Origin of the sequence: Kitasatospora phosalacinea, from assembly GCF_030268885.1 — a bacterium.
Lineage (GTDB): Bacteria > Actinomycetota > Actinomycetes > Streptomycetales > Streptomycetaceae > Kitasatospora > Kitasatospora phosalacinea_C.
Window position 1 is genome coordinate 94,313 of sequence record NZ_BSSA01000025.1, and the last position, 15,442, is coordinate 109,754.

Below are 15,442 nucleotides of genomic sequence, written 5' to 3' on the forward strand. Positions count from 1 at the left end.
GACGTGCGCGCCCGGTCCCGCCCGCCGCCGCGGGCGGGACCGGGCCCGGCGGTCAGTGCGCGGGCACGTGCACCGGGCTGTTGTGGTACGCGGCGATCAGCCAGCGCTCCTCGCGCTTCTCCAGCACCCAGGTCGCGTAGACCTTCCGGTCCTCGGGGGCCTCGCTCGCGCCGCCGAACAGGATGCCCGACTCGTTGACCACGATCGCGGCGTCCCGGCCCAGGAAGCGCACGCCCAGGGTGCGGTTCCAGGTCGAGGTGGACTTCAGCGGGCCGGCGAAGGACCGCGCCATGTTCGCCCGGACGGCCTCGCGGCCGTCGCGCAGCGAACCCGGCAGGATCGCGGTGGCGTCCACCGTGTAGTCGGCCACCATCGCCTCGGCGTCACCGGCCTCCCACGCCTCGTAGGACGCGGCCAGCACCGTCTGGATCGCGGCGAGGTCCGCCGCACGTTCGTCCGTCATCGGACGTCTCCCTTGCGCCCGTTCCGGTCCGCCCCGCCGGGTCCGGGGGGCTCACCGGTACGTACCGGCGGCGGGCCGGAGACTCATCGCGGCTCCGGGGAGGAATTCCTCCGGAGCCGCGGTGGACGGGGCGGGACGGCCGGTCAGAGCTGCTCGATCCGGGCCTTGAGCAGGCAGAAGACGTTGCCCTCCGGGTCGGCGAGGACGTGCCAGGACTCCTCACCGGTCTGCCCGACGTCGGCCGGGCGCGCCCCGAGCGCGAGCAGGCGCTCCAACTCGGCGTCCTGGTCGCGGTCGGTGGCGCTGACGTCGACGTGCAGGCGCGGCAGGCCCGGGTGCGGCTCGGCCTCGGGGCTCAGGACCAGCGTCGGCCGGGCGCCGCCGAAGCCCTCCCGCGGGCCGATCTCGATGCTGCCGTCCTCCTCGCGGCCGAGCACCACGAAGTCCAGGACCTCGCACCAGAACCGCGCCAGCACCTCGGGCTCGCGGCAACCCAGGACGAGTTCGCTGATCCGACACGCCATCGGCGGAACCTGCTTCCGTCAGGAGGGAGCTGGGGAGCACGGGACGGTCGGTCCCGCGCCCGGCGCAGACCGTACCCGGTGGAGCGGGGCGGCGCGAAGGGTTTCGCCCCGCCGCGTGCCGCCCGCACCGAGGCCGTGCGGGGGCCCGCCGTCAGGACAGCGCGGCGATCGGCCCGCCGTTCACCGGGCCTCACCCGCCCGGCGCAACGGCCACGGGTGCTCCGGCGCGAGCGGCACCTCGTCGTCACGACGGGGTCGTCACGGGACCGGGCTCGGCTGCGGGGTGGGTTCGGGGTGCGGCTCGGGCCGGAACGGCGGGCCGTGGCGGTCCGGCGGCTCGGGGGAGGGCGCCGGGTCGGGCGGGGCCGGGTCCGGGCCCGGACGCGGTGGCTGCGGGTCGTGCGGGACGGGCGGGGCCACCGGCGGGTCCGGGTCGGGCGGCAGCGGGCCGGGACCGAGCGGGTCCGGCGGATCGGTCGGCCGGGGCGGCGCGTCCGGCGGCTCGGGCGGTCGGACGTCCGGGTCGACGGGCATCGGAACGGTCATCGCGGCCATCGGCCTCACCGCCCCAGCGCGTGCGCGAGCTGGCCCTTGTTCATCTTCGAGCGGCCCTTGATGCCGCGCTGCCGCGCCTCGTTGTACAGCTGCTCGTACGTCGGGCCCCCGGCCCCCTGGTGCGAGCGCTTGCCGCCCCGGTGCCCGGAGGAGACGTCGTGGGTGGAACTGCGGCTCGCCGTGCGGCTCTCGCCGTGCCGGGCGCGTTCCTTGTTAACGGTGCGGGCGGCGATCTCCGCGGCGCGCTTCTCGCCTACGCCGCGCTTCAGCTCGCCCTCCTTGATGTGCTCGTACTGGCGCTCCCGCTTGGGGCTCGATCCGGCGGGCATGGTCGGACTCCTTTCGTCGCCAAACGGTCACGGCGCGCCTACCCGTCGCGGCGCGAACCAACCGGGCGACCGGAAAACGGGACGAGAGGGAAGAATCCGGCGAATCGGGTTTGCGGTCGGCGAACGGGGTAGAAGTTAGGGCGCCACGTCGAGCGCGCACCGCCCGGCGCGGCTGACCCCCAGGGGTCGCAGTGTCACCCCGTGTGACACGTCACGGTATGTGAGCCGAGATCGCGAGCAGAAGTCGCGAACCGCGCGCCGCGTGCCGGGAGCCGTCGCCTGAAGAAGCCGGGTTTCCACGGTTCTCCGCCCGCCCCGCCGCCGTCCCGACGCCGTGCGGCCCGCCGAGTCACGGACGGCCTCGGTCGTCAGGTGCCCCGGCGTGCCGCCACTGGCCGGACTGCCGGGGCAGGTCCCACCGTACCCGGGAGATGACTCCCCGTGACCAGAATCTCCACGCTGCGCAGCACGCCCACCACGCCGCCTGCTGCCCCCCACGTCACCCTCGCCCCCGCCACCACCGCGCCCCCCGCTCCGGACACCGGGACGGCCGGGACGGAGGCGGCCGGGCCCGACCCGATGCACCGCCCCACCCGGCGCGAGATGCGCGCCATGGGCAAGTACGAGGCCCGCCGCCTCGGCGACGCGCTGTTCCGGCGGCTCGCCGAGCTACCGCCCGAGGACCCGGCCCACAGCTACGTCCGGGGCACCCTGATCGAGCTGAACATGCCACTGGTGCGGTTCGTCGCCGCCCGGTTCCGGCACCGCCCCGAGGACCTGGACGACATCGTCCAGGTCGGCACCGTCGGACTGATCAAGGCCGTCGACGGCTTCGACCCGGAGCGCGGCGTCGAGTTCGTCACGTACGCGATCCCCACCATCTCCGGCGAGATCAAACGGTTCTTCCGCGACACCTCCTGGCCCCTGCGCGTCCCGCGCAGCGTGCAGGAGCGCTACCTGGCGGCCGTGCACGCCTCCGACCGGCTCGAACAGTCCCTCGGACGGCTGCCCGACACCACCGAGATCGCCGAGGAGCTCCACGTCACCGAGGAACAGGCCGCCGAAGGGCTGGAGGCCGGGCGGCTGTGCCGCTGCGACTCGCTCGACTCGCTGCGCGACGAGGACTCCGACGACACCGGCAGCGCCCTGGTCAACCGGCTCGGCGCCTGCGACCCCGAACTGGAGGTCGCCGAACTCCGGGTGATGGCCAAACCCTTCCTCAACCGGCTGCCCGAGCGGGAGCGCACCGTCCTGCTGCTGCGGTTCTGGGGCGGACTGACCCAGAGCGAGATCGCCACCGAGATCGGCGTCTCCCAGATGCACGTCTCCCGCATCCTGGCCGCCACCCTCGCCGGGCTGCGCCGGCAGATCGAGGGCGGGAGGGACGAGGAGGGCGAGGGGCCGTCGGCCGCTGATTGAGTTCCGACCGGTCGGGTAGCCGCGGGGCGCCGACCGCCCCAGGGTGGGAGGACCCGGGTGGAAGGACCCGACACCGTACGGCAGGAGGTGTTCGAGCCGTGGACGCACAGCCAGGTGCAGGTCCCGGCGCTCCACTCACCGTCGCGCTGCGGCACCCGCCCGACGCGCTGGTGGTGCGGCCCGAGGGGGAACTCGACCACGACAGCGTCGGCCCGCTGCGCGAAGCCCTGGAGGGGGCCGTCGCCGACCCGCCCGGACGGCTGGTGGTGGACTGCGGCGGCCTCGACTTCTGCGACTCCACCGGCCTCAACCTGCTGCTGCGTGCGCACGCCGCCGCCGTGCACGTCGGCCTCCCGCTGCTGCTGGCCGCGCCCGGGGCGGTGGTCGCCCGCATGCTGGCGATCACCGGCGCCGACGAGGTGCTGGAGGTCCACCCCACCGTCGAGGACGCGCTCGCGGCGGGCCCGGGCGCAGCAGCGGGGTCGGTGGACGGCTCGTCGGTGGACGGCTCGGTGACGGGTCCGCTGGACGACTCGATCGGGGCGCCGTGATGGCCGCCCGCCCGACCCGTCCCACGGACCCCGACCGCCCCCTCCGCGGCAGCACGGACCGGCGCAGCCTGCCGCTGACCGCCGCACCCGGCACGGTCGCCCGCGGACGCGAGTTCACCCGTACGGCGCTGCGGGCCTGGGGCTGGCTGCCCGCACCGGACGCCGAGGCCCGGGCCGCCGCCGAGGACGTGCTGCTGATGACCAGCGAACTGGTCACCAACGCCTGCCAGCACGCCACCGGCCCCTACCTGCTCGAACTGACCCGGCACGGGCCGCTGCTGCGGATCTCGGTCAGCGACACCGACGACCGGATGCCGGTGCTGCGCCCGCCCCGGGTGCCCGCCCGCCCCGGCGGCTACGGGCTCCGGGTGGTCGACCGGCTGGCCACCGCCTGGGGCAGCGAACCGCTGCCGGGCGGAGGCAAGACGGTGTGGCTGGAGGTGGTCCGGCCTCCGGCGGAACCCTGACCGCGGAAGTGCCACAGTGGGAACAGGAAGCGGTCCCGACCACCGGGCCCGTGCCGTGACCCCGGAGCCGAGGTGATGGTCGCGTGGAGAGCACACCGGACCCCGGACGGCCGCACCGGCAGCCGCCGCCGCAGCAGCCGCCACCGGACGGCGGCGGGAGCCCGGAGCACGCGCGGGCGGACGACCTCCGCGGGGCCCTGCCCACCGGGGCCGCCGCGCTGGCGGCCGCCGACGCCGACGGCGTCGCGCTGCGCCGCCTGCTGGCGGGGCTGACCGCCGTCCGGGACGGCGACCTCACGCTGCGGCTGCCGGACGCGCCGGGGGTGCTCGGCGAGATCTCGGGCGTGTACAACGACATGGCGGAGCGGCTGGCCCGGCTGAACGCCGAGGTGACCCGGGTGGCCCGGGAGGTCGGCACCGAGGGCATGCTCGGCGGCCAGGCGGAGGTGCCGCAGGCGCACGGGGCGTGGCGGGAGCTGGCCGACTCGGTGAACGCGATGGCGGGCAACCTGACCTCGCAGGTGCGCAACATCGCGCAGGTGACCACGGCGGTGGCCCGGGGCGACCTGACCCGCACGATCGACGTGGACGCCCGGGGCGAGATCCTGGAGCTGAAGAACACCGTCAACACCATGGTGGAGCAGCTGAGTTCGTTCGCCGCCGAGGTCACCCGGGTGGCCCGCGAGGTGGGCACCGAGGGCATCCTCGGCGGGCAGGCGGATGTCCGGGGCGTCTCCGGGACGTGGCGCGACCTGACCGACAGCGTCAACTTCATGGCGGGCAACCTGACCGCGCAGGTCCGCTCGATCGCGCAGGTCGCCACCGCGGTGGCCCGCGGCGACCTGACCAGGAAGACCGACGTGGTGGCGCGGGGCGAGATCCTGGAGCTGAAGAGCACCGTCAACACGATGGTGGAGCAGCTGAGTTCGTTCGCGGGCGAGGTGACCAGGGTGGCCCGCGAGGTGGGGACGGAGGGCATCCTGGGCGGGCAGGCGGACGTCCGGGGCGTCTCCGGGACGTGGCGCGACCTGACCGACAACGTCAACGTGATGGCGTCCAACCTGACCGGCCAGGTCCGCTCGATCGCGCAGGTCGCCACCGCGGTGGCCCGCGGCGACCTGTCGCAGCGGGTCACCGTCGAGGCGGAGGGCGAGGTCGCCGCGCTGGCCGGGGCGTTGAACACCATGGTGGACACCCTCTCGGCGTTCGCCGCCGAGGTCACCCGCGTCGCCCGCGAGGTCGGTACGGACGGCACGCTCGGCGGGCAGGCCCGGGTGCCGAACGTGGCGGGCACCTGGAAGGACCTCACCGACAGCGTCAACTTCATGGCGCACAACCTGACCTCGCAGGTGCGCAACATCGCGCAGGTGACCACGGCGGTGGCCCGGGGCGACCTGACCCGCAAGATCGACGTGGACGCGCGCGGCGAGATCCTGGAGCTGAAGAACACCATCAACACCATGGTGGAGCAGCTGAGTTCGTTCGCCGCCGAGGTCACCCGGGTCGCCCGCGAGGTGGGCACCGAGGGGCGCCTGGGCGGCCAGGCCGAGGTGGAGGGCGTCTCGGGCACCTGGAAGCGGCTGACCGAGAACGTCAACGAGCTGGCCGGGAACCTGACCCGGCAGGTCCGGGCGATCGCCGAGGTGACCAGCGCCGTCACCGCGGGCGACCTGACCCGCTCGATCACCGTGGACGCCTCCGGCGAGGTCGCCGAGCTGAAGGACAACATCAACGTGATGGTCGGCTCGCTGCGCGAGACCACCCGCGCCAACGAGGAGCAGGACTGGCTGAAGACCCACCTGGCCCGGCTCACCGCCCTCATCCAGGGACGGCGCGAACCGGCCGCGGTGGCCGAACTGCTGATGGACGAGCTGTGCCCGCTGCTGGACGCCCAGTACGGCACCTGCTACCTCGCCGAGGACACCGACGACGGCGTGGTGCTGGTCCGCGCCGCCGCCTACGGCCACCACCACGCCGACACCCCGCGCCGCTTCGGCCTCGGCGAGTCGCTGATCGGCCAGGCCGGACGCAGCCGCCGGGCCATCGCGATCAGCGAACTCCCGCCCGGCTACGCCGAGATAGCCTCCGGCCTCGGCTCGGCCACGCCCCGCGAACTGCTGATCCAGCCGATCGCCATGGAGGACCGGCTGCTCGGCGTGGTCGAGGTCGCCACCCTGCACCACTTCACCGACCTGCACCGGGACTTCCTGGAGCGCCTGGCCCAGGACATCGGCACCACACTCGCCACCCTGCTGGCCAACGCCCGGACCGACGAACTGCTCCGCGAGTCCCGTCGGCTCACCGCCGAACTCCGGGCCCGGTCCGAACAGCTGGTCGACGGGCAGGAGGAGCTGCGGCGCTCCAACGCCGAACTCGGCGAGAAGGCCGAACTGCTCGCCGCCCAGAACCGCGACATCGAGGCGAAGAACCTGCAGATCGAACAGGCCCGCCGCGAACTGGAGGAACGGGCGCGCCAGTTGACCAGGACGTCGATGTACAAGTCGGAGTTCCTGGCCAACATGAGCCACGAACTGCGCACCCCGCTGAACAGCCTGCTCATCCTGGCCCAGCTGCTCGCCCAGAACAGCGAGGGCAACCTGACCGGCAAGCAGGTCGAGTACGCCGAGGTGATCCGCTCCGCCGGGTCCGACCTGCTGCAACTGATCAACGACATCCTCGACCTGTCGAAGGTCGAAGCGGGCAAGCTCGACGTCACCGTCGAACCGTTCGAGCTGCGCGAACTCCTCGACTACGTGGACACCACCTTCCGCCCGCTCGCCGCCGAGAAGGGCCTCGACTTCCGGATCACCACCGCACCCGGCGCCCCCGAACACCTGCACACCGACCAGGCCCGGCTGCGGCAGATCCTGCGCAACCTGCTCTCCAACGCGGTGAAGTTCACCGACCGGGGCTTCATCGAACTCGCCGTCGAACCCGCCCGCCCCGGCGAACTCCCCACCGAGCGCCGCGAACTGACCGCCGTCGCGTTCCGCGTCCAGGACTCCGGCATCGGCATCGGCGCCGACCACCTGGAATCCATCTTCGGCGCCTTCCAGCAGGCCGACGGCACCACCAGCCGCAAGTACGGCGGCACCGGCCTCGGACTCTCCATCAGCCGCGAACTCGCCCGCCTGCTCGGCGGCGTGGTCAGCGCCGAATCCGTACCGGGGGAGGGGAGCTGCTTCACCCTGCTGCTGCCCGCCGCGTACGCCGAACCGGAGGCCGAGGGCGGGCCCCGGGCGGCGGAGGGGGAGCCGCGACCGGCCGGACAGCGCCGCATCCTGGTGGTCGAACCCGACCCGCCCGGACTGCTCACCCTGCTCACCCGCAGCGGCGTCACCGGCCGCGACCCCGCCACCACCGTCGACAGCGCGGGCGACCCCGACAGCGCCCTCGCCGCCCTCGACCGCGCCCCCCACGACCTGCTCGTCCTCGACCTCGGACTGCCCGAGGACGGCGCCCGCACCCTGCTCGCCGCCCTCGAACGGCGCGCCGACCCCCTCCCCGTCCTCGGCCACACCGGCGGCGCCGAGCCGTCCGTCCCCGCCGCCGACCGGCTGGAGGTCGCCACCGGCCTGGACGAACTGCGCGAACGCATCGCCAAGGCCACCACCGCGGACCCCGCCCCGGCCGCCGACGCGACCGACCGGCCCGGGCCCCCGGCCAGGTCGGGGCGGCTCGCCGGGCGCACCGTGCTGGTCATCGACGACGACCCGCGCAACGTCTACGCCCTCAGCACCGCACTCGAACTCGAGGGCGCCACCGCCCTGCACGCCGCCAACGGCCGCACCGGCCTCGCCCTGCTGCGCGCCCACCCCGAGACCGACCTGGTGCTGATGGACCTGATGATGCCCGAGCTCGACGGCTACGCCGCCACCGCCGCCATCCGCGAGAGCACCGACCGGGCCACCGTCCCCATCGTCGCCGTCACCGCCAAGGCCATGCCGGACGACCGCGCCCGCAGCCTCGCCGCCGGGGCCGACGACCACCTCACCAAACCCGTCGACGCCGCCGAGCTGATCGCCACCGTGCAGCGCTGGGTGGAGGGTTGACGGCATGAACGAGCCGACGCCGAGTTCCGGGCCGACGCCGCCTGTGCCACCGCACCCGTCGCCCTCGCAGCAGGCCGGGGCCGAGGCGGTCGGGTCCGCGCCGCGTCCGGGCGTCCACGACCTGCTCGCCCTGCGGCTGCGCGACGCCCAGCAGGAGGTCAGCGAACTGCGCGCCGCGCTCGCCACCCGCCCGCTCACCGCCCTGGCCACCGGCGTCCTCGCCGAACGGCTCGGCTGCGGACCGGCCGAGGCCGGGGCCCAACTGCTCGCGCTCGCCGAACGCGCCCGCCTCGGCCCGCAGGAGCTCGCCGCCGACATCCTCACCACCCTGCCCGCCACCGCCAGCGGCGCCACCACCGGGCCCGGCCCCGCCCCGCCCGCACCCCCGGCACCCCCGCCCGGGCGGCCGCCACCCGTCGTCGAGGCCGCGCTCACCCAGGCCGCCGACCTGCTCGGAGCCCCCGCCGCCGTGCTCTGGACCGTCCAGCCCGGCGGCGCCCTGCACCCCGTCGTCGCGCCCGGCTTCACCGAGGCCGAACGGACCGCCTGGCGGCACGTCCCGCCCGGCCTGCCCACCCCCGCCCAGCAGGCCCTGGCCCGCGGCTCCGAGGTCGGCCCCGCCGGTCCGGTCACCGCCACCCTCGGGGCCGACCGCGCCCCCTACCGCCTCGCCGTCCCGCTGCACCGCGCCGACGCCCCCGCCGCCGTGCTCGAACTCGCCTGGGAGAGCCGCCCGGCCGACCCCACCCCCGCCGAACGGCGCCGCCTGCGCGCCGTCGCCGAGGTCTGCGCCCTCGCCCTGACCGACCGCCCCGACCCCGTCGTCGCGGACACCGCCCCCGACACCGCCGCCCTCGACGCCGCCCTCACCCCCGCCCTGCTGCTGGCCCCCGAACCCGCCACCGGCCCGCCCGCCGACTTCCGCGTCCTGCGCGTCAACGCCGCCTACACCGACCCGGCCGGCCGCCCCCCGCACCGCATCGAGGGCCGCCCCCTCACCACCGCCTACCCGCAGGCCTGCGCCGACGGCCTGCTCGACCTGCTGCTGCGGGTGCACGCCACCGGCCGCCCGCACCACGCCGACGGCCTCGCCCTGAACTTCCTCCGCGGCCAGACCCCCGTCCCCGTCCTGCTGGAGTTCGCCGCCGCCCGCCTCGCCCACCCGCCCGGCCACCTGCTGGTCAGCTGGCAGCCCACCGGCGCCGACGACCGCACCGACCGGATGCTGCGCACCGCCCAGCGCCTCAGCCACCTCACCGGGTTCGAGGAGGACCTGCGCAGCGGCGAGGTCCACTGGACGCCGGGCACCGCCGACCTGCTGGGCCTGCCCGCCGACACCGCCCCCGTCCCGCTCGCCGCCCTGCCCGCCCACGTCCACCCCGACGACGAGCAGGCCGTCCGCAGGGTCGTCAACTCGGCCGTCGACAACGGGCGTTCGGACTCCACGGTGTTCCGGATGCGGCACCTCAGCAGCTACACCCACTACGTCCGGATGGTCGCCGAACCCGTCCCCGACCCGACCGGGCGCACCGCCGCCGTCCGCGGCGCCTTCCAGGACGTCTCCGCCCAGCACTGGACCGAGACCGCGCTCGCCGCCACCACCGAGAGCCTCGCCTCCACCCGGCAGGAGGCCGCCGAGCGCCACCTGCTCGCCCTGCGCCTGCAACAGGCCATCCTGCCGCCCGCCCCGCCCCCGCTGGAGAGCGCCGGACTGCGCGCCGCCGTCCGGTACCGGCCCTCCTCGCAGCGCGACCGGGTCGGCGGCGACTGGTACGACACCACCCTGCTGCCCGACCGCACCGCCCTGCTGGTCGTCGGCGACATGGCCGGACACGGCGTCGAGGCCGCCACCGGCATGGTCGCGCTGCGCAACGCGCTGCGCGGCCTCGCCTACACCGGCGCCGGGCCCGGCCGCCTGCTCGGCTGGCTCAACCAGGCCGCCGCCGACCTCACCGGTGCCGCCACCGCCACCGCGATCTGCGCCCGCTACCACCCCGGCACCCGCACCCTGCACTGGGCCCGGGCCGGCCACCTCCCGCCCCTCCTGCTGCGCGACGGCACCGCCCGCCCGCTCCCGCTCCCGCACGGCATCCTGCTCGGCGCCGCCGAGGCCCCCGAGTACCAGGAGCAGCACCTCGCCATGCGCCCCGGCGACGTCCTGCTGCTCTACACCGACGGCCTGGTCGAACGCCGCGACCGGGCCGTCGAGGAACCGCTCGACCACCTCGCCCGCGCCCTCGCCGGACCCGCCACCGACCTCGACGCGCTGCTCGACCGCGCCCTGGCCGCCAGCACCGCCGACACCGACGACGACACCTGCCTGATCGCCGTCGAAGTCCTCCCGGACGGCCCTCCCGGAAGTCCGGACCGTTCCGGACCGGGCGAAAGCGTTTGATCCGGGGCGAACCGGTCAGACGCCCGTCAGACCCCCAGCGGGTTCGCGGCCACCGACCGTCCCCCCCTCGGCGACCGCCCGTGGAACGAGGAGGTGCGACCGCCGTGCTCGCGATGCTGTTGGTGCTGCTACTGATCGTCATCCTGTTCGGAGCCGGTTTCGCCGCGCACGTGCTGTGGTGGATCGCGATCGCCGTGCTGGTCCTGTGGCTGATCGGCTTCGTCGCCCGGGGCGCCGGAACCGGTGGCGGCCGCTCCCGCTGGTACCGATGGTGACCCTGGTGACCCACCAGGTCCTCACCGGCCCGTGAACGAAACGGAGGAGAACGCATGAGCATGGTCCAGGAGACCATCGAGGTGAACGTCCCCCTGCACACCGCGTACGACCAGTGGACGCAGTTCGAGGACTTCCCCCGGTTCATGGACGGCGTCGAGGAGGTCGTGCAGATCGACGAGCGCCACAACCACTGGCGCACCAAGATCGCCGGAGTGACCCGGGAGTTCGACACCGAGATCGTCGACCAGCTGCCCGACCAGAAGATCGCTTGGCGGACCGTCGGCGGCGACGTCCAGCAGATGGGCGTGGTCAGCTTCGCCCGGCTGGACGACGCGCGCTGCGAGGTGCGCCTGGCCATGGACTACGACCCCCAGGGCATGGCCGAACACGCCGCCGACGCCATGGGCATGATCGACCGTCGGGTCCGCGGGGACCTCGACCGCTTCAAGTCCTTCATCGAGGAACGCGGTGTGGAGAGCGGCGGCTGGCGCGGGCGGATCTCCCCCGCCTGACCCGCGCCACCGCACCACCGCGCCACCGCGCCGCCCCGCACCGTTCAGCGGGGCGGCGCGGTGCTGCGCGCGGGCCCGTGCGGTGTTCGCCGCCCGTCGGGCGGGTGTCTGCCGTCCGCCGGGCAGGTGTTTGCCGTCCGCCGGGGCGGGACAGCCGCGGGTCATGGATGCCTACCACGCCCTCGCCGACCGGATGGACGCCCCCGCGGGCTGGACGTTCCTCGACCCGGTCGCGGAACGGATCGCCGCCCTCGTCCAGCGCCTCCCGCTCGGCCCCGCCCGGGACGCGCTGCACGGGGTCTGGCTCGGACACCCGTTGCACCCGGCACTGGCCCAGGTGCCGGTCGGCTGCTGGACGGCCGCCACCCTGCTGGAGGCGACCGGCGGGGACGACCGGGCCGTGCGCCGCCTCACCACCGCCGGACTGGCCGTCCTGCCCCCGGTGCTGCTGGCGGGCTGGGTCGACTGGTCCCGGCTGCCGCCCACCCACCGCCGGATCGGACTGGTGCACGCCGCCGGAGCCGTCACCGCCGCCCTCCTGCACGCCGCCTCGCTGCGCGCCCGCTGCACCGGGCACCCCGCCCGGGGACGGCTGCTCGGCCTGGCCGGGACCGGTACCGTCGGCCTGGCCGCCGCGCTCGGCGGACACCTCGCCTACCACCGGGCCGCGGGCGCCGCCCACGCCGAGGCCGAACCCCGGCTCGCCCCGTCCGACTGGCACTCCCTCGGAGCGACCGCCGACATCCCCGAGGACACCCCCGTCCGCCGTCAACTCGGGGACGTCCCCGTCGTGGTGGTCCGCACCGCCGAGGACGGGTGGACGGTGCTCGCCGACCGCTGCACCCACATGGCGGCCTCCCTCGCCGGGGGCGAGGTCGTCGACGGCTGCCTGGAGTGCCCCCTGCACCACTCCCGCTTCCGGCTCTCCGACGGCCGCCCGGCCCGCGGCCCGGCCACCGCGGCCCAACCGCGCTTCGAGACCCGCGTGCTGGCCGACCACCTGGAGGCCCGGCCCGTGAACCCGTGAGGACCGGCCCGGTACCCGGGCGCCCGTGAACCCGTGAGGCCCGGCGCGGCGTCCGAACGGTCGGGCCCGGTCGGGAAGCGGCGGCGAGCGGTCGGGAAGCGGCCGGTCCCGGCGTTCCCGGCGCCCCGCCGGGCGGCGGCCGGTACGCTCGTCGTCCCGGTCGTCGGCGGGGCGGCGGGGCCGACCCCGTCGCGCCCCCGGCCGGGCGGACGCCGAGACGCACCGAGACGTACCGGGAGACGCCGTGGACCGTCGCAGTTTCGTGGGGTTCGGCGCGGCCTCACTGGCCGCACTCGCCGTACCGGGCGGCGCCACCGAACCGGGGCGGCTGGCCGCCCTGCTCGGCGGGACGCGGGTGGACGAGGAGTTCGTCGACTGGCTGGAACGCGGCGGCCACGGACTGGCCGCCCTCCCCACCGAACGGCGCGCCCACGCCCACCGCCTGGTGGACGCCCAACTCGCCACCGTGCGCGCCCTGATCACCGGGGGCCGCTACGACGGACGCACCGGACGGCGCCTGCACCGCCTCGCCGCCGCCCTCGCCACCACCAGCGGCTGGCACCGTTTCGACCAGGGCCGCCACCCCGCCGCCGCACGCCTGTGGGAACTCGCCCTGCAGTCCGCCCACGCCGCGGGCGACCGCGACCGGTGCGCCGGGGTCCTCGCCGACGCCGCCTACCAGTCCACCTGGCTCGGCCGCCCCCGGACCGCCGCCGCCCGCCTCGACTACGCGCTCGCCGGCACCCGCCACCCCACCGCCCGCGCCCTGCTGCTGCTCCGCCGGGCCCGCGCCCACGCCGCCCTCGGCGACCCCGCGGCCTGCCGGCACGACGTGGCCGCCGCCGAACTGTCGCTGTCCGCCCCCGCCCCCGACCCGGCCCCCGCCTGGTGCGGCTGGATGGGCCCCGCCGACCTCGCCGTCGACTCCGGCCGCTGCCTGCTCGACCTCGGCCGCCCCGCCGCCGCCCGCGCCCGGATCGCCGAAGGACTCGCCCAGCTCCCGCCCGCCCGGGCCAAGACCCGCGGCCTCTTCCTTGCCTACCAGGCCCGCGCCCACCTGCGCACCGGCGAGGTCGAACAGGCCCTCGCCGCCGCCACCGAGTCCCTCGACCTGGCCGCCCGGATCGGCGCCCCGCGCTGCGCCGCCCCGGCCCGCGGCCTGGCCCCCGCCTTCGCCCCGCACCGCCGCCTGGCGGGCGTACCGGAACTGCTCGCCCGCCTCCGCGGCCCCGACCCGGCCTGAACGGACGTATGGTCCGGCCCCGGCTGGGCAGACGCGCCCCCGGTACGTCCGGAGGGGCCGGGCGTACGACCGGATGACGGAGGTCGTGATGTCCGCACCGCAACACCGCACCGTCGGGGCCGGAGGCGATCCGGCAGTCATCGAGACCGACGTCCCCGCGAGACTCGACCGGCTGCCGTGGTCACCCTGGCACTGGCGGATCCTGATCGGCCTGGGCACCGTCTGGATCCTGGACGGCCTGGAAGTCACCGTGGTCGGCAACCTCGCCGCCCGCCTCGCCGAACCCGGCAGCGGCATCGCGATCAGCACCGCCCAGGTCACCACCGTCGCCGCCGCGCTCTACGTGGCGGGCGCCTGCTGCGGCGCGCTGTTCTTCGGCTGGCTGACCGACCGGCTGGGCCGCAAGAAGCTGTTCATGCTGACCCTCGCCGTCTACCTCCTCGCGACCGGCGTCACCGCGCTGTCCTGGACGCCCTGGTTCTTCTTCGTCTGCCGGTTCTTCACCGGCTTCGGCATCGGCGGCGAGTACGCGGCCATCAACTCGGCGATCGACGAACTGATCCCGGCCCGGGTCCGCGGCCGGGTCGACCTGATCGTCAACGGCAGCTTCTGGATCGGCGCGGCGCTCGGCGCGTTCGCCTCCATCGCGCTGCTGAACACCTCGCTGTTCGCCACCGACGTCGGCTGGCGGCTGGCCTTCGGCATCGGTGTGGTGCTCGGCCTGGTCATCCTGCTGGTGCGGCGGCACGTCCCGGAGAGCCCGCGCTGGCTGTTCACCCACGGCAAGGGCGCCGAGGCGGAGGAGATCGTCCGCGAGGCGGAGGCGATCGTCGAGAAGGAGACCGGCAAGCCCCTGCCGCCGGTGGACGAACCGCCGATCGCGATCCGCGAGCGCGGCCCGATCGGCTTCGTCACCATCGCGCGCACCCTGGTCTCCACCTACCCGCGCCGCACCGTCCTGGGCCTGTCGCTGTTCATCGGCCAGTCCTTCCTCTACAACTCGATCACCTTCGGGTACGCGGCGATCCTCACCCAGTTCTTCGACGTCCCCGCGGGCGACACCGGCTACTACTTCGCGGTGATCGCGGTCGGCAACTTCCTCGGCCCGGTGCTGCTCGGCCCGCTCTTCGACTCGGTCGGCCGCAAGCCGATGATCGCGGGCAGCTACATCGGCTCCGGCGTCCTGCTGTTCGGCACCGCCTGGCTGTTCCAGCACGGCTCGCTGAGCGCCGTCGGGATGACGGCCTGTTGGACGGCCGTGCTGTTCTTCGCCTCCGCCGGGGCCAGCGCCGCGTACCTGACCGTCAGCGAGATCTTCCCGCTGGAGACCCGCGCCCTGTGCATCGCCTTCTTCTACGCGGTCGGCACGGCGGCGGGCGGCATCTCCGGTCCGCTGCTCTTCAACGGCCTGGTCAGCAGCGGCGAGGTCGGCGACGCCACCCTCGCGTTCTGCATCGGCGCGGCCCTGATGACGGCCGCGGGCCTGGTCGAGTCCTTCCTCGGCGTCCGGGCCGAACGCCGCAGCCTGGAGTCGCTGGCCGCCCCGCTCAGCCAGGTCGAACGCGCCGGGACGGCGCCGTCCTGACGGTCGTCCGGACGGCGCCGTCCGGGTGAACGGGCGGCAAAGGG

Annotated in this window: 14 protein-coding genes; 10 read left to right on the forward strand and 4 right to left on the reverse strand. The window is 75.2% G+C overall.

Annotation, left to right across the window (positions count from 1 at the left end):
* Nucleotides 1–52 precede the first annotated feature (52 nt).
* The 4 genes from QSK52_RS28870 to QSK52_RS28885 all read right to left on the reverse strand — a co-directional run bounded on the left by QSK52_RS28870 (nucleotide 53) and on the right by QSK52_RS28885 (nucleotide 1,871).
* Nucleotides 53–463: an SgcJ/EcaC family oxidoreductase gene (locus QSK52_RS28870; RefSeq protein WP_285739132.1), complete on the reverse strand. Its 411-nt coding sequence runs from the start codon at nucleotides 461–463 to the stop codon at nucleotides 53–55.
* 143 nt (nucleotides 464–606) lie between these two features.
* Entirely contained in the window at nucleotides 607–987 is a 381-nt protein-coding gene (locus tag QSK52_RS28875) for a VOC family protein (protein ID WP_285739133.1), read from the reverse strand.
* Nucleotides 988–1,245: 258 nt separating this feature from the next.
* Nucleotides 1,246–1,533 (reverse strand): hypothetical protein, encoded by a 288-nt coding sequence (locus QSK52_RS28880; protein ID WP_285739134.1) that lies wholly within the window; start codon nucleotides 1,531–1,533, stop codon nucleotides 1,246–1,248.
* Nucleotides 1,534–1,547: 14 nt separating this feature from the next.
* Nucleotides 1,548–1,871 (reverse strand): plasmid stabilization protein, encoded by a 324-nt coding sequence (locus QSK52_RS28885; protein ID WP_285739135.1) that lies wholly within the window; start codon nucleotides 1,869–1,871, stop codon nucleotides 1,548–1,550.
* A gap of 612 nt (nucleotides 1,872–2,483) precedes the next feature.
* Between QSK52_RS28885 and QSK52_RS28890 the strand changes: the two genes are divergently transcribed.
* The 10 genes from QSK52_RS28890 to QSK52_RS28935 all read left to right on the forward strand — a co-directional run bounded on the left by QSK52_RS28890 (nucleotide 2,484) and on the right by QSK52_RS28935 (nucleotide 15,398).
* On the forward strand, nucleotides 2,484–3,290 hold the full coding sequence (locus QSK52_RS28890) for a SigB/SigF/SigG family RNA polymerase sigma factor (RefSeq protein ID WP_435053400.1): 807 nt from the start codon (nucleotides 2,484–2,486) through the stop codon (nucleotides 3,288–3,290).
* Between the two features lie 98 nt (nucleotides 3,291–3,388).
* Nucleotides 3,389–3,841 carry an STAS domain-containing protein gene (locus QSK52_RS28895; protein WP_285739137.1) on the forward strand — a complete coding sequence of 151 codons (453 nt, stop codon included), beginning with the start codon at nucleotides 3,389–3,391 and terminating at the stop codon, nucleotides 3,839–3,841.
* Nucleotides 3,841–4,308 carry an ATP-binding protein gene (locus QSK52_RS28900; RefSeq protein WP_285739138.1) on the forward strand — a complete coding sequence of 156 codons (468 nt, stop codon included), beginning with the start codon at nucleotides 3,841–3,843 and terminating at the stop codon, nucleotides 4,306–4,308. Before QSK52_RS28895 ends, QSK52_RS28900 begins: the two co-directional genes overlap by 1 nt.
* A 197-nt stretch (nucleotides 4,309–4,505) precedes the next feature.
* A complete protein-coding gene (locus QSK52_RS28905; protein WP_285739164.1) occupies nucleotides 4,506–8,360 on the forward strand; it encodes a HAMP domain-containing protein in 3,855 nt (1,284 codons plus the stop codon).
* Between the two features lie 4 nt (nucleotides 8,361–8,364).
* Nucleotides 8,365–10,755 carry a SpoIIE family protein phosphatase gene (locus tag QSK52_RS28910; RefSeq protein WP_285739139.1) on the forward strand — a complete coding sequence of 797 codons (2,391 nt, stop codon included), beginning with the start codon at nucleotides 8,365–8,367 and terminating at the stop codon, nucleotides 10,753–10,755.
* Between the two features lie 104 nt (nucleotides 10,756–10,859).
* A complete protein-coding gene (locus QSK52_RS28915; RefSeq protein ID WP_285739140.1) occupies nucleotides 10,860–11,030 on the forward strand; it encodes a hydrophobic protein in 171 nt (56 codons plus the stop codon).
* Between the two features lie 54 nt (nucleotides 11,031–11,084).
* Entirely contained in the window at nucleotides 11,085–11,543 is a 459-nt protein-coding gene (locus QSK52_RS28920; RefSeq protein WP_285739141.1) for an SRPBCC family protein, read from the forward strand.
* Nucleotides 11,544–11,706: 163 nt separating this feature from the next.
* A complete protein-coding gene (locus tag QSK52_RS28925; RefSeq protein ID WP_285739142.1) occupies nucleotides 11,707–12,570 on the forward strand; it encodes a Rieske 2Fe-2S domain-containing protein in 864 nt (287 codons plus the stop codon).
* Nucleotides 12,571–12,814: 244 nt separating this feature from the next.
* The gene (locus tag QSK52_RS28930) at nucleotides 12,815–13,813 is read left to right on the forward strand and encodes an XRE family transcriptional regulator (protein WP_285739143.1); all 999 of its coding nucleotides are present in this window, start codon (nucleotides 12,815–12,817) and stop codon (nucleotides 13,811–13,813) included.
* A gap of 88 nt (nucleotides 13,814–13,901) precedes the next feature.
* Complete coding sequence (locus QSK52_RS28935) at nucleotides 13,902–15,398, forward strand: MFS transporter (RefSeq protein ID WP_285739144.1); 1,497 nt, start codon at nucleotides 13,902–13,904, stop codon at nucleotides 15,396–15,398.
* Nucleotides 15,399–15,442 lie beyond the last annotated feature (44 nt).